Below are 13,479 nucleotides of genomic sequence, written 5' to 3'. Positions count from 1 at the left end.
CGCGGCAGCCAAAGCCTATTGTGGAAGCATGTCCTTGAGACGAAGCAGCGCGATGCGCTCGACCTGTCTGCAGGCGGTTTCGAATTCGACATCGCGGCTGTTGCCGATACGCGTTTCGAACTCGGCCAGGATGTCCTCCTTGGTCTTGCCCTTCACCGCAATGATGAACGGGAAACCGAAACCGGTGACGTAGGCGGCATTGAGCTTTGCGAACAGCTCGCGCTCGTTGTCGGTCAGCGCGTCTAGCCCGGCCGAAGCCTGTTCCCTGGAGGATTCCGCGGTTAGCCGCTTGGCCTGCGCCAGTTTTCCGGCAAGGTCGGGGTGGGCATTGAGCACGGAAAGCCGCTCGGCCTCGCTGGCCGCGCGAAAGACGCGGCAGAGCGCGTTGTGCAGGCCGCCGGCACTGTCATGCGCCGGGCCGAGTTCCAACTCGTAGGCGCGCTCGGCAATCCACGGCGAATGTTCGAAGACGCCGCCGAATGCGTGGACGAAGGCCTCGAATTCCATTTTCGACGGGCGCAATGCCGGCAACCGGAACGGATGCGTCTCCTGCCAATGTTTTGCAATGTCGATGCGCCGTGCCAGCCAGACCTTGTCGTGTGATTTGACGTAGTCGATGAAGCGCTTCAGTGCCGCGACCCGGCCCGGCCGCCCAACCAGGCGGCAGTGCAGGCCGATATTCATCATGCGCGGCCGCCCTGCCTTGCCCTCGGCATAGAGCGTGTCGAAACTATCCCTGAGATAGGCAAAGAACTGGTCGCCGGAGTTGAAGCCCTGCGGCGTGGCAAAGCGCATGTCGTTGGCGTCGAGCGTATAGGGGATGACCAGCTGCGGCTTCGCCGACCCGTTCGGTGTCACATGCTCGAACCAGTAGGGCAGTTCGTCGTCATAGGTGTCCGACACATAGTCGAAGCCGCCTTCTTCCGCCGCCAGACGCACCGTGTTGATCGACGTGCGGCCGGTGTACCAGCCGGTCGGCCGCGCGCCTGTCACCTCATAATGCAGCCGTATCGCCGCTTCCATGTCGCGGCGCTCGTCTTCTGGCGCGTGGTCGCGGTAGTCGATCCATTTCAGCCCGTGCGAGGCGATCTCCCAGCCGGCCTCCTGCATCGCTGCGACCTGGTCGGGCGAGCGCGCCAGGGCCGTGGCGACGCCGTAGCAGGTGACCGGCACCTGTGCCGCGCTGAACAGGCGCAGCAATCGCCAGAAGCCGGCGCGGGCGCCGTATTCGTAGATCGATTCCATGTTCCAGTGGCGCTGGCCGGGCCAGGGCGCGGCGCCGACGATCTCCGACAGGAAAGCCTCCGAGGCCTTGTCGCCGTGCAGGACGCAATTCTCGCCGCCCTCTTCGTAATTGACGACGAACTGGACCGCGACATGCGCCCCGCCGGGCCATTTTGGATCCGGCGGATTGGCTCCGTAGCCGCGCATGTCTCGTTCGTAACGCATTCTCGCTCCTGCCGGAAATTGTGATCAGGATAGTCGAAAGGAGTGCCTGCGCATTCCCCCGAAATTTTTGAAAGTGTTTTTGTCGCGCTCCGCTCGACCGGGACTTATGCATCGCCTTTAATTGGCGCACAATTCATGAATAGTGTTCGACTGTGCAGGGAATGGAGCAGCCAGTGGCGGAAACGTCGAAAGCCGAAGGCGGGCGCCTGACGACCCATGTCCTCGACACCGCGGCCGGCAAACCGGCGGCCGGTCTGTCGATTGAGCTCTATCATCTTGACGGCCAGGCCCGGACGCATCTGAAAACGGTCGTCACCAATGATGACGGCCGTTGCGATGCTCCGTTGCTTGCCGGCGCGGAGTTCCGTACCGGCGAATACGAATTGGTCTTTGCGGCCGGCGATTATCTGCGCCGGCAGGGGACAAAACTGCCGGAACCGGCCTTCCTCGACCATGTGCCCATCCGCTTCGGTATGGCCGAGCCGATGCACTATCATGTGCCGCTGCTTCTGTCGCCGTACGGCTATTCGACCTACCGGGGAAGCTGAGATGGCCGGGATCAAGACACGCAACGAAATCCGGTTCATCCTCAATGGCGAGGACGTCGCGCTCGGCACGGTTGCACCCGACCAGACACTGCTCGACTGGCTGCGGCTCGACCGCTCGCTGCGCGGCACCAAGGAAGGTTGCGCCGAGGGCGACTGCGGCGCCTGCACGGTGCTGGTCGGCAGGCTCTCCGGTGGAACACTGGTCTATGAAAGCGTCAATGCCTGTATCCGCTTCCTTGGCTCGCTAGACGGCACGCATGTCGTGACCATCGAGCATCTGCGCGGCGACGCAGGAAAACTGCACCCCGTGCAGCAGGCGATGATCGATTTCCACGGCTCGCAATGCGGCTTCTGCACGCCGGGTTTCGTCATGTCGCTTTATGCGCTGTGGATGCGGTCGCCGGAGCCGTCGGACGCCGCCATCGAAAAGGCACTGCAAGGCAATCTCTGCCGCTGCACCGGCTACGAGGCGATCATGCGCGCCGCACGTGCCATCTCCAGCTACGGCAAGGCGGCAAAGGATCCGTTGGCGGCCGAGCGCAAGGCAGTCACGGCCAAGCTCGACGCGATGAAGGACGGTTCGCGCATTGAGATCGGCTCCGGCAACAAGCGGCTGATCGTGCCGGCCAATGCCGACGATCTCGCCAGCGTGCTGGTCGAGGAGCCGGGCGCCACTATCGTCGCCGGTTCGACCGATGTCGGCCTTTGGGTGACCAAGCACATGCGCGATATTTCGCCGGCGGTTTTCATCGGCAATCTCGATGGTCTGTGCGGGATGTCCGAGGACAAGGGCGTCATCTCGATCGGCGCCGGTGTCACCTATAGCGAAGCCTTCTCGACGCTGGCAAAATGCATCCCGGCGCTAGGCCCGCTGTTCGACCGCATCGGCGGCGATCAGGTGCGCAACATGGGCACCATCGGCGGCAATATCGCTAACGGTTCGCCGATTGGCGACACGCCGCCGCCGCTGATCGCACTCGGTGCCCGCATGACGCTGCGTCGCGGCCACAAGCGGCGGACGATCCCACTCGAAGATTTTTTCATCGCCTATGGCCGACAGGACCGGCAGCCCGGCGAATTCGTCGAGGCCGTGCATGTTCCGCTGCCGGGCAGCGAGACGAAATTTGCCGTCTACAAGATCACCAAGCGCCGCGACGAAGACATCACCGCAGCGCTAGGCGCGTTTTTCCTGACGCTGGCCGCGGACGGCACGGTGGCGGAGATACGCATCGCCTATGGCGGCATGGCGGCAACGCCGAAGCGCGCCTTTGGCGTAGAAAAGGCATTGCTTGGCAAGCCCTGGACGGAAGCGACGGTCGAGGCGGCGATGGCCGCGTACGCCGGCGATTTCACCCCGCTGACCGACATGCGGGCAAGCGCCGAATACCGGGCGCTGGCGGCGCGCAACCTGCTGCTGCGCTTCTTTGCCGAAACCATGGGCACCCGGGCGCCGATCCAGGTATCACGGCACGAGGCGGCATGATGAACAAGCACGCCACTCCGAACTTGAAGGCGCAAAAAATCGCCGGCGGCGTCGCCACCGATCAGCGCCATGATTCCGCGCACAAGCATGTCAGTGGCACGGCCGTCTATATCGACGACATGCCGGAACCGGCCGGCACGCTGCACGGCTGTCTTGGGCTTTCGGCGGCGACGCATGCCACCGTCACCAGCATGGACCTGTCGGGGGTCCGCGCCGCACCCGGCGTCATCGACGTGCTGACGGCGAGCGACGTGCCCGGCGAAAACGATATTTCGCCGACCGGCCGCCACGACGAGCCGGTGCTTGCCGACGGCAAGGTGCAATTCTTCGGCCAGCCGATCTTCTGCGTCATCGCCGAAACCCGCGAGCAGGCGCGCCGGGCGACGAGGCTGGCCAAGGTCGAATACAAGGAATTGCCGTTCGTCGCCGATATTGGCGAGCTCGATCCCCGGAAAGACAAGCTGGTCACGCCGCCGCTGACCCTGAAGCGCGGTGATGCAGCGGCTGCGATCAAGGCAGCGCCACGCCGGCTGAAAGGGCAGATGCGCATCGGCGGCCAGGAGCATTTCTATCTCGAGGGTCATATCGCCTTGGCCATCCCTGGCGAGGACCACGACGTCACCATCTATTCCTCGACCCAGCACCCGAGCGAAATCCAGCACATGGTCAGCCATGCGCTCGGTGTTCCGAGCCACGCGGTGACGGTGGAAATCCGCCGGATGGGGGGCGCTTTCGGCGGCAAGGAAACGCAAGGCAATCAGTTTGCGGCATTGGCCGCTATCGCCGCGAAGAAACATCATCGGGCCGTGAAAATCCGGCCCGACCGCGACGACGACATGATCGCCACCGGCAAACGCCACGATTTCCTCGTCGACTACGAGGTCGGCTTCGACGATGAGGGCAATATTCTCGGCGTAGATTTCATGTTCGCGGCGCGCTGCGGCTTCTCGGCCGACCTCTCCGGCCCGGTCACCGACCGCGCGCTGTTCCATTGCGACAACACCTATTTCTGGCCGGCGGTGCACGCGCAATCGGCGCCGCTCTACACCAATACGGTATCGAACACCGCCTTTCGCGGCTTCGGCGGCCCGCAAGGCATGGTCGGCGCCGAGCGCGTCATCGACGAAGTCGCGTTTGCCGTCGGCAAGGACCCGCTCCAAATCCGCAAGAAGAATTTCTACGGCACCAGCGACCGCAACATCACGCCCTACCACCAGACGGTCGAGGACAACATCATCCACCGCATCGTCGCCGAGCTGGAGGCGAGTTCCGACTATGCAAGGCGCCGCCGCACCATCGATGCTTTCAACGCCAACAGCCGCTTCATCAAGCGGGGACTGGCGCTGACGCCGGTCAAGTTTGGCATCTCGTTCACCGCCACCCATTACAACCAGGCCGGCGCGCTGGTGCATGTCTATACCGATGGTTCAGTGCACCTGAACCACGGCGGCACCGAGATGGGGCAGGGCCTCTATGTCAAGGTGGCGCAGGTTGTGGCGGAAGAGTTCCAGATCGACCTCGATCAGGTCAAGATCACCGCGACGACGACCGGCAAGGTGCCGAACACCTCGGCCACTGCCGCGTCTTCCGGCTCCGACCTCAACGGCATGGCGGCGCAGAACGCCGCCCGCCAGATCAAGGACCGGCTGACCAATTTCGCCGCCGAGAAATTCCAGGTGCCGCGCGACCAGGTGCTATTCCTGCCAAACCGGGTGCGCATCGGTAATCAGGAGATCGCCTTCGCCGATCTCGTCAGGCAGGCCTATATGGCGCGCATCCAGCTTTCGGCGGCTGGCTTTTACAAGACGCCGAAAATCCATTGGGACCGCGACAAGGGCGAGGGTCGCCCCTTCTATTATTTCGCCTATGGCGCGGCTTGCTCGGAAGTTTCGGTCGACACGCTGACCGGCGAATATGTCGTCGAGCGCACCGATATTCTGCACGAAACCGGGCGTTCGCTGAACCGCGCCATCGACCTCGGCCAGATCGAGGGCGGCTTCATCCAGGGCATGGGCTGGCTGACCACGGAGGAACTGTGGTGGGACGACAAGGGGCGGCTGCGCACCCATGCGCCGTCGACCTACAAGATCCCGCTCGCTTCGGACCGGCCGAAGATTTTCAACATCACGTTGGCCGACTGGGCGGAAGCAGGCGAGCCGACGGTGCACCGCTCCAAGGCGGTCGGCGAGCCGCCCTTTCCGCTCGCAATGTCGGTGCTGCATGCGCTGTCGGATGCGGTGGCGAGCGTTGCTGGCCACAAGATCTGCCCGCGCCTTGACCCGCCTGCCACGCCGGAACGGGTGCTGATGGCGATCGAACGGCTGAAGCGAGAAGCCAGGACCGGCACTTGAATCCCGGAAAACGTGCAATTCAGGCCGAAAAACTCTATATTTCCCAACAGGGAACGCGAATGATGAACGCGAAAATGCAGAGCCTGAAAGCCTTTCTTGCCGGTGCCTGCCGGGTCGCCTTGGTTGAGGTGGCCGGGACAAAAGGCTCGACGCCGCGCGAGAGGGGTGCCTTCATGCTCGTCTCAGGATCGGCCACTTTCGGCACGGTCGGCGGCGGCCAGCTCGAATATATGGCGATCGACAAAGCGCGGCAGATGCTTGGTCGATCGGCCTCAGGTTCTGGCGAATCTGTCGAGGCTGGCGCCGCCCCTCATCCGCCTGCCGGCCCCTTCTCCCCGTATAGTTACGGGGAGAAGGGGGCTGGCCGCAACGCTGTCGCGACGCTCGACGTCGCGCTCGGCCCGGAGATCGGGCAGTGCTGCGGCGGCAGGGTCGAGGTGCTGATCCGGCTGGTTGACGCCGCGCTTGAGGCCAAGTTGGTCGCGGCGGCGGAAGCCGAGGAGGCGCAGCTGCCGCATGTCTACATCTTCGGCGGCGGCCATGTCGGCCATGCGTTGGCCTCGGCGGTGGCTTTGCTGCCGGTGCATGTCATCATTGCCGAGACGCGAGCCGAAGCGCTGGAGGGCATGCCAGACACGGTCGAAACCTGTTTGACGCCGATGCCTGAGGCGATGGTGCGCGAAGCCCCGGCTGGATCCGCCTTCGTCGTCCTTACCCATGACCACGCGCTGGATTTCCTGATCGTCGCCGAGGCGCTGAAACGCCGGGATGCCGCCTATGTCGGCATGATAGGCTCCAGAACCAAGAAGGCGACGTTTCGGAACTGGTTCCTTAAGTCGGCGGACGGAAGCGAGGCGGAATTTGACCGCCTCGTCTCGCCGATCGGCGGCGATGCCGTCAAGGACAAGCGCCCGCAAGTGATCGCCGCACTCGCCGCAGCCGAGATCATGACGGCGTTGGCCGCCCACGCGATAGAACCGGCAGCTCCGTCCAAAGCACGTCGTGGCAAGGCGATGGCGGGCTGACGTTTCCTTCTATTCCTGTTCCTGCGTGTGTGCCTCGAGGAACCACAGCAATTTGTCGAGCGAGCGTGAATAGGCGGTGAAGATGTCGGCGGTGTCGGCGTCGCCCGCTCCCGCCGCTTCGTCGATCGCCGCGCGTGCCCGCTTGGCGGTCGCGGCATAGCGGTCGATCAGCGCCGCCAGATGATCTCGGGTCTTGTGGATGTCGGTCGGATAGGCCTCGAGCATAGTCGCCTTCGACACCTCCTGCGATGTGCCGAGCGCCGTGCCGCCGAGCTGTACGGCGCGCTCGGCAATGGTGTCGACATGTCCGTCGATCTCCTCGCGGAACGTGTCGAGCATCTCATGGATGGCGATGAATTGCGGCCCCTTGACGTTCCAGTGCGCCTGCTTGGTGATCAAGGCCAGATCTATGGCGTCGGCGAGGCGGGCGTTGAGAAGATCGATACACTCTTTCTTGGCATTGGATTGCAGGTCGTTGCGGGTGGCGATGGCATCCATGATCGGCTCCTGTGGCGGTTGCGTCCGCGTGGTTTGAAGAGGGCGAAGGTTGTGGAAGGTCAATCGAACATGCGCGCAGACGCCCTCATCGCCGCGGCACAGCATCCCAAAACGGCGATCTCCGACTTTCGTTCCGCTCGTCGTTTACGCTGGCCTTTTCAAGCCCAGATGGTCGCGCAGCGTGCTGCCGTCATAATCCGTACGGAACAGACCGCGCCGCTGCAGCTCCGGCACGACAAGCGTGGCAAAGGCATCGAGTTCGCCGGGAAAATAGGATGGCATCAGGTTGAAACCGTCTGCCGCGCCGCCCTCGAAGCGTGCTGCGAGCTGGTCGGCGATCTGGGCCGGAGTTCCGACGACGCGCCAATGGCCGCGCGCGCCGGCGAAATGACGGGCAAGCTGGCGAATGGACAGGTTGTCGCGGCGCGATTGCTCGATGACGAGCGCCTGCCGGCTCTGCATGCCTTCGCTGGCCGGCAGCTGCGGCAGCGGTCCGTCGATGGGATAGCGCGAGAGATCGGATATGCTGAGATAGCTGGAAAGCAGCGCAACGCCGACATCGTCCGGTATCAGCTCCTGCAGTTCATCATGTTTTGCCCGGGCTTCCGCTTCGCTTGCCGCGACGACCGGCGCCACCCCAGGCATGATCTTGAGGTCGTCCGGCTTGCGCCCATAGGCAGCCAGCCGTCCCTTGAGGTCGTCGTAGAAGGCCTTCGCTTCCTCGAATGTCTGCGCCGCCGTAAAGACCACGTCGGCGGTCCGGGCGGCGAGGTCACGACCCTCGTCCGACGCTCCCGCTTGCACCATGACCGGTGCACCTTGTGGCGAGCGCGGCAGATCGAGCGGGTCACGCACCGAAAAACTTCTGCCTTCGTGTCCACCCTGGCCTCGCCAAAGGCCGGCAACCACGGCAGCGAATTCGCGCGCGCTCGTAACGGTCCGCATGCGGGCGCAGACCGGTCGAGCCGAAATTGGCGGCCTCGATCTGGCTGGCCGAAGTGACAAGGTTCCAGCCGGCACGCCCGCCGCTCAGATGGTCGAGCGACAGGAAGGTCCGCGCCAGCCCGTAAGGCTCGTTGTAACTCGTCGATGCCGTGGAGACGAGGCCGATGCGCTCCGTCTGCACCGCGAGCGCCGCAAGCAGGCTGATCGGCTCGAAGCCAATCGAGCGCGACGTTTGGCTGGCGATGTCGACATTGGCCTCGCGCACACCGGCGGCGTCCTCGCAGAAGATCATGTCGAACTTCGCCGCTTCCGCCGTCCGCGCCAGCTGGATGTAATGATCGATGTCGATGCCAGCCGTGACATGCGCCTGCGGATGGCGCCAGGCGGCGATGTGGTGGCCTGTCGCCCATAGGAAGGCGCCGAGCTTCATCTGGCCTCGACCGGCGCTCATTGCCGATTCTCCCCTGCAAGCCCGAGATGGGCCCGCAGTGTCGCCGCGCTGTAGCCGGACCGGACAAGGCCGCGGCGGCGAAGCTCCGGCAGCACGAGACCGATGAAATCGTCGAGCGCCGACGTGAGCGGCACGGCGATGTTGAAACCGTCGCAGGCTTTCGAGCGAAAGCACTCTTCGAGCCTATCCGCAAACATATCCGGCATGGCGGCCATCTCGCCATCCGTGACAACATTCATCAGCACCTTCAGCCCCTCCGGCCTGCGCCCGAAGGCAAGCGCACGGCGCTTCAGATCGTCAGCCCAGTCGATCGATCGCTGGTCTAGCAGGACAACATCGGCGGTGCGGGCGGCGATATCCATGTCGGGCTCGGACAGGCCCGACATGACCAGCACCGGCGTGTCCTGCGGCGACCGCGCCACGTTGAGCGGCCCGCGCACAGAAAAATATTCGCCCCTGTGGTCGAGAAGGTGCATCTTCTCGGGATCGAAGAAGCGGCCGCCACTTTTGTCGAACAGAAGCGCGTCTGCGTCCCAGCCTTTCCACAAGCCTTGCACGATGCCGACGAATTCCTCGGCGCGCAGGCGGAATGCGTCGCCGGAAAACCCTTCCGGTCGGCTGAAATTGGCCGCCTCGCGCGGGTCGGGCATCATGCTGGCGTTCCAGCCGGCGCGGCCATGGCTGATAATGTCGAGCGAAGCGAAACGGCGCGCGAGATTATAGGGCTGGTGGGCGACCATTGACGCCGCGGCGATGAGACCGATCCTGCTTGTCACCGTCGCCAGCGCTGCCAGCAAGGTCGTTGCTTCGAAGCGCATTTGCCGGTTCGGTCCGCCTGCAACCGGCGCGGAATCGGCGAGCAACACCATATCCAGGCCGGCCGCTTCGGCTTTTTGCACGGACCGCGTCAGCAGACTGAAATCCGGAACGACGTCGGACGGAGAGGAGGGAGCAGTTTCCGGAGCTAGTGAAACGGCTAGATGCATTGTGGCGCCGCTGGCCATCGGTCTTCCCTGGTGAGTGAGATTCCATAAGAAATATCTTCGCCGGCTGGACGGAAAGCAACCGGCCAGCCGGCGATCATTTGCCGGCCAGAATATCCCTGATCAGCCGCTGGCAGCGCTCGGCCATGAAGTCGAGCAGCAGCCGCACCTTCGGATCCTGCAGCTTCTTATGCGGGTAGACGGCGGCGAATTGCACCGGCGTCGGCGGCGTTTTGCTCAGGATCACCTTCAGCCGCTGGTCGCGGATAAACGGCTCGACCTCGAAGCGCGGCTTGTTGATGATGCCGCGGCCGGACAGCGCCCAGCCGGTCAGCACGTCGCCGTCATCGGTATCGTAGGGGCCGTGCACTTCGAACTTTTGCGGCCCGTTCCGCGTCTGCAGGGTCCAGACATATTCGCGCGCGCCGGAATAGCGCAGCATCAGGCAATCGTGCTTCTTGCCGATCAACTCGCTCGGCTCGCTCGGCTCGCCGCGCGCCTCCAGATATTGCGGAGCCGCCACCAGCACTCGCTCGCAGTCCATGATGCCGCGCATCCTGAGGCTGGAATCCTCGATGATGCCCAGCCGGAACGCAACGTCGATGCCTTCCTTCATGATATCGACATTGTGGTCGGAAAGCCGGAGCCGCACCTCGATATCTGGGTATCTGTCGTGGAAATCCGGGATGCCGGATGCCACCAGTCTCCGCCCGAGGCCGAGCGGCGCTGTCACCTTTATGGTGCCGCGCGGCTGGCCGGATAACGCGCTGACCGCAGCTTCGGCCTCGGTGACCGCCTCGAGCACCTGCTTGGCGCCGGAATAGAACACCGTGCCGTGCTCGGTCGGCATCAACTGCCGCGTCGTGCGGTTGAACAGCCTGACACCGAGATGCTTCTCGAGCTCCTTGATCCGGTTGGAAGCGACCGCCGGCGAAATGCGCATGTCGCGCCCAGCCGCCGACAAATTGCCGAGTTCGACGACGCGAACAAAAACGGCGATGTTATCGAGATAGGCCATGCGGCTTTCGGGGCTCTCATGTGGCTGCGTATGATCAGCCTAGTATTTTCCAATTTTTTTTGAAAGTCATCGTGCACCTCAGCCCTTTCCGTTTGCGCTCCAGTCCGTAAAGTCAGTCGATCGGCAGGGACGATTTTTCATGATGGATTTCGCGATATTCTGGGATTGGCTGAGTTTCGCCGTGCGCTGGCTGCACGTCGTCACCGGCATCGCCTGGATCGGCTCGTCCTTTTATTTCGTCGCGCTCGACCTCGGCCTGCGCCAACGCCCGGGCATGCCTGCAGGCGCTTTCGGCGAGGAATGGCAGGTGCATGGCGGCGGCTTCTACCACGTGCAGAAATATCTGGTGGCACCGGCCGAAATGCCCGAGCACCTGACCTGGTTCAAGTGGGAATCCTACGCCACCTGGCTGTCAGGCTTCGCGATGCTGTGCGTGGTCTATTATGCCGGGGCGGACCTGTTCCTGATCGATCCGAATGTGCTTGCCATGTCGGTGCCTACAGGCATCTTGCTGTCGCTGGCGACGATCGGCGTCGGCTGGGTGGTCTACGATCTCCTGTGCCGTTCGCCGCTCGGCAACAGCGACACCGGCCTGATGCTGGTGCTGTATGGGGTGCTGGTATTCATGGCCTGGGGACTGACCCACCTGTTCACCGGCCGCGCCGCGTTCCTGCATCTTGGCGCCATCACCGCGACGATCATGTCGGCCAACGTCTTCATGGTCATCATCCCCAACCAGAAGATCGTCGTCGCCGACCTGATCGCCGGCCGTAAGCCCGATCCGAAATACGGCAAGATCGCCAAGCAGCGCTCGCTGCACAACAACTACCTGACGCTGCCCGTTTTGTTCCTGATGCTGTCGAACCATTATCCGCTGGCGTTCGGGACAGAGTTCAACTGGGTCATCGCCTCGCTTGTGTTCATCATCGGCGTGCTGATCCGGCACTATTTCAACACCAGGCATGCGCGCAAAGGCAATCCGACCTGGACCTGGCTGGCGGCGGCCGTGCTGTTCTTGGTCATCATCTGGCTGTCGACGGTGCCGAAGTTGCTGACCGGCGAGGCGAAGGCGTCGGCGGCGGCCCAGGTCTACGTTGCCTCGGCGCATTTCCCTGCCGTGCGCGATACGGTGCTTGGCCGCTGTTCGATGTGCCACGCCGCGGAGCCGTCCTACGAGGGCATCTACCACGCGCCGAAGGGCGTGATGCTCGACACCGATGCCGGCATCGCCGAGCACGCCGGCGAGATCTACCTGCAGGCCGGCCGCAGCCACGCCATGCCGCCCGCCAACGTCACCCAGATCACCGACAAGGAACGGGCGCTGCTGGTGGCATGGTTCGAAGGCGCAAGGAAATGACCAGCACGCTCCTGCGCGGCCGCACGCTGTCGTTTTTGCGCTGGCCCGAAACCGTCGACGACCATTCCGCCTGGCGCTACGAGCAAGATGGCGGCCTGCTGCTCCGCGATGGTAGGATCATTGCCGCCGGCGCCTATGCCGAGGTCGAGAAAAAGGCGGGCGAGGGAACAAGAAAGGTCGACCATCGGCCGCATCTGCTGCTGCCCGGGTTCATCGATGCGCACGCGCATTTTCCGCAGATGCAGGTCATCGCTTCCTTCGGCGCCGAGCTGCTCGACTGGCTGAACACCTACACTTTTCCGGAAGAGACAAAATTCGGGAACGCTCAGCATGGCCGCCGTATCGCCAGGCTGTTCCTGGATGAAGTATTGCGTCATGGCACGACGACTGTCGCCGCCTATTGCTCGGTACACAAGGAATCGGCCGAGGCGTTCTTTGCCGAGTCGCATGACCGCAACATGCTCAACATCGCCGGCAAGGTGATGATGGACCGCAACGCGCCGGACGGCGTGCTCGACACGCCGCAATCGGGTTATGACGACAGCAAGGCGCTGATCGAGGAGTGGCACGGCAAGGGGCGCCAGCACTATGCCATCACCCCGCGCTTCGCCATCACCTCGTCACCCGAGCAATTGGAAACGGCGGGCGCGCTCTGCCGCGAATATCCGCAATTGCATATGCAGACGCATCTGTCGGAAAACCACGCCGAGATCGCCTTCACGCAGCAGCTTCATCCGCAGGCGCGCGACTATACCGATGTTTATGAGCATTACGGGCTGCTCGGGCGCAGAAGCCTGTTCGGCCATTGCATCCATCTGTCGGAACGCGAGGCGGATGCGCTTTCCGATAGCGGCTCGGTGGCGGTGTTCTGCCCGACCTCCAACCTGTTTCTCGGCTCGGGCCTGTTCGATTATCAGCGCTATCGCCGCCGCGAGAAGCCGCTCCGCATCGCCGCCGCCACCGATGTCGGCGGTGGCACCAACTATTCGATGCTGCGCACCATGGACGAGGGCTACAAGGTGATCGCGCTGAATGGCGAGAAGCTCAATCCGTTTCAGTCATTCTGGCAACTGACCCGCGGCAATGCTGAGGCGCTGTCGCTTGTGGAAAAGATCGGCACTCTGGAGGAAGGCAGCGACGCCGATATCGTCGTGCTCGACGCCCGCGCCACGCCGGCGATGCGGCTGCGGGTGGAGACGGCGGACACGCTCGCCGAGGAATTGTTTCTGCTGCAGACGCTCGGCGACGACCGCGCCGTGCACGAGGTCTATGTCGCCGGTCGGGCAGCCTAAGGCGGACATGGCGACCTAGCTGGTCCCGGCGTCCCGGCTTGACCGAACGGCAGCCATCGGCCAAAGCGTGCGGCGAGAT

The 13,479-nt window shown here is 63.6% G+C and carries 10 protein-coding genes and 1 pseudogene; 6 read left to right on the top strand and 5 right to left on the bottom strand.

Features of this window, described 5'->3' with window-relative positions; all coding sequences use genetic code 11:
- Positions 1-15 precede the first annotated feature (15 nt).
- The gene (gene puuE / locus NKJ09_RS09210; protein WP_023718080.1) at positions 16-1,449 is read right to left on the bottom strand and encodes an allantoinase PuuE; all 1,434 of its coding nucleotides are present in this window, start codon (positions 1,447-1,449) and stop codon (positions 16-18) included.
- A gap of 173 nt (positions 1,450-1,622) precedes the next feature.
- On the opposite strand from puuE, the gene uraH reads away from it, so the two are divergent.
- From uraH to xdhC, 4 genes are all read left to right on the top strand, one after another.
- Positions 1,623-1,997, top strand: a complete 375-nt coding sequence (uraH, locus tag NKJ09_RS09205; protein ID WP_023676223.1) for a hydroxyisourate hydrolase — start codon at positions 1,623-1,625, stop codon at positions 1,995-1,997.
- Between the two features lies 1 nt (position 1,998).
- Positions 1,999-3,480, top strand: a complete 1,482-nt coding sequence (xdhA, locus tag NKJ09_RS09200; RefSeq protein WP_352484368.1) for a xanthine dehydrogenase small subunit — start codon at positions 1,999-2,001, stop codon at positions 3,478-3,480.
- Positions 3,480-5,831 carry a xanthine dehydrogenase molybdopterin binding subunit gene (gene xdhB, locus NKJ09_RS09195; RefSeq protein WP_023718078.1) on the top strand — a complete coding sequence of 784 codons (2,352 nt, stop codon included), beginning with the start codon at positions 3,480-3,482 and terminating at the stop codon, positions 5,829-5,831. Before xdhA ends, xdhB begins: the two co-directional genes overlap by 1 nt.
- Before the next feature lie 62 nt (positions 5,832-5,893).
- The gene (gene xdhC, locus NKJ09_RS09190) at positions 5,894-6,856 is read left to right on the top strand and encodes a xanthine dehydrogenase accessory protein XdhC (protein WP_352495261.1); all 963 of its coding nucleotides are present in this window, start codon (positions 5,894-5,896) and stop codon (positions 6,854-6,856) included.
- 9 nt (positions 6,857-6,865) lie between these two features.
- On the opposite strand, the gene dps is transcribed toward xdhC, so the two are convergent.
- The 4 genes and pseudogenes from dps to NKJ09_RS09170 all read right to left on the bottom strand — a co-directional run bounded on the left by dps (position 6,866) and on the right by NKJ09_RS09170 (position 10,751).
- Positions 6,866-7,354, bottom strand: coding sequence for a DNA starvation/stationary phase protection protein Dps (dps, locus tag NKJ09_RS09185; RefSeq protein WP_023718076.1), 489 nt, complete (start codon positions 7,352-7,354; stop codon positions 6,866-6,868).
- Between the two features lie 144 nt (positions 7,355-7,498).
- A pseudogene (locus NKJ09_RS09180) lies at positions 7,499-8,750 on the bottom strand (LLM class flavin-dependent oxidoreductase).
- Positions 8,747-9,754 (bottom strand): LLM class flavin-dependent oxidoreductase, encoded by a 1,008-nt coding sequence (locus NKJ09_RS09175; protein WP_352495214.1) that lies wholly within the window; start codon positions 9,752-9,754, stop codon positions 8,747-8,749. Before NKJ09_RS09175 ends, NKJ09_RS09180 begins: the two are co-directional and overlap by 4 nt.
- Before the next feature lie 76 nt (positions 9,755-9,830).
- Positions 9,831-10,751: a LysR family transcriptional regulator gene (locus NKJ09_RS09170; RefSeq protein ID WP_023718073.1), complete on the bottom strand. Its 921-nt coding sequence runs from the start codon at positions 10,749-10,751 to the stop codon at positions 9,831-9,833.
- Between the two features lie 139 nt (positions 10,752-10,890).
- On the opposite strand from NKJ09_RS09170, the gene NKJ09_RS09165 reads away from it, so the two are divergent.
- Positions 10,891-12,108 (top strand): urate hydroxylase PuuD, encoded by a 1,218-nt coding sequence (locus NKJ09_RS09165; protein WP_023718072.1) that lies wholly within the window; start codon positions 10,891-10,893, stop codon positions 12,106-12,108.
- Positions 12,105-13,400: a guanine deaminase gene (guaD, locus tag NKJ09_RS09160; protein WP_352762643.1), complete on the top strand. Its 1,296-nt coding sequence runs from the start codon at positions 12,105-12,107 to the stop codon at positions 13,398-13,400. Before NKJ09_RS09165 ends, guaD begins: the two co-directional genes overlap by 4 nt.
- The last annotated feature ends 79 nt before the right edge of the window (positions 13,401-13,479 follow it).

It is taken from the genome of Mesorhizobium sp. M0189 (assembly GCF_040322135.1).
Taxonomy (GTDB): Bacteria; Pseudomonadota; Alphaproteobacteria; order Rhizobiales; family Rhizobiaceae; genus Mesorhizobium.
The sequence above is the reverse complement of the archived record's forward strand: the minus strand, read 5'-3'. Positions and strand labels throughout refer to the sequence as shown.

Excerpts from the sequence above, each read along its gene's own strand:
- puuE (WP_023718080.1), bottom strand. The coding sequence starts at position 1,449 with ATGCGTTACGAACGAGACATGCGCGGCTACGGAGCCAATCCGCCGGAT.
- xdhA (WP_352484368.1), top strand. The coding sequence starts at position 1,999 with ATGGCCGGGATCAAGACACGCAACGAAATCCGGTTCATCCTCAATGGC.
- xdhB (WP_023718078.1), top strand. The coding sequence starts at position 3,480 with ATGAACAAGCACGCCACTCCGAACTTGAAGGCGCAAAAAATCGCCGGC.
- xdhC (WP_352495261.1), top strand. The coding sequence starts at position 5,894 with ATGAACGCGAAAATGCAGAGCCTGAAAGCCTTTCTTGCCGGTGCCTGC.
- dps (WP_023718076.1), bottom strand. The coding sequence starts at position 7,354 with ATGGATGCCATCGCCACCCGCAACGACCTGCAATCCAATGCCAAGAAA.
- NKJ09_RS09175 (WP_352495214.1), bottom strand. The coding sequence starts at position 9,754 with ATGGCCAGCGGCGCCACAATGCATCTAGCCGTTTCACTAGCTCCGGAA.
- NKJ09_RS09170 (WP_023718073.1), bottom strand. The coding sequence starts at position 10,751 with ATGGCCTATCTCGATAACATCGCCGTTTTTGTTCGCGTCGTCGAACTC.
- NKJ09_RS09165 (WP_023718072.1), top strand. The coding sequence starts at position 10,891 with ATGATGGATTTCGCGATATTCTGGGATTGGCTGAGTTTCGCCGTGCGC.
- guaD (WP_352762643.1), top strand. The coding sequence starts at position 12,105 with ATGACCAGCACGCTCCTGCGCGGCCGCACGCTGTCGTTTTTGCGCTGG.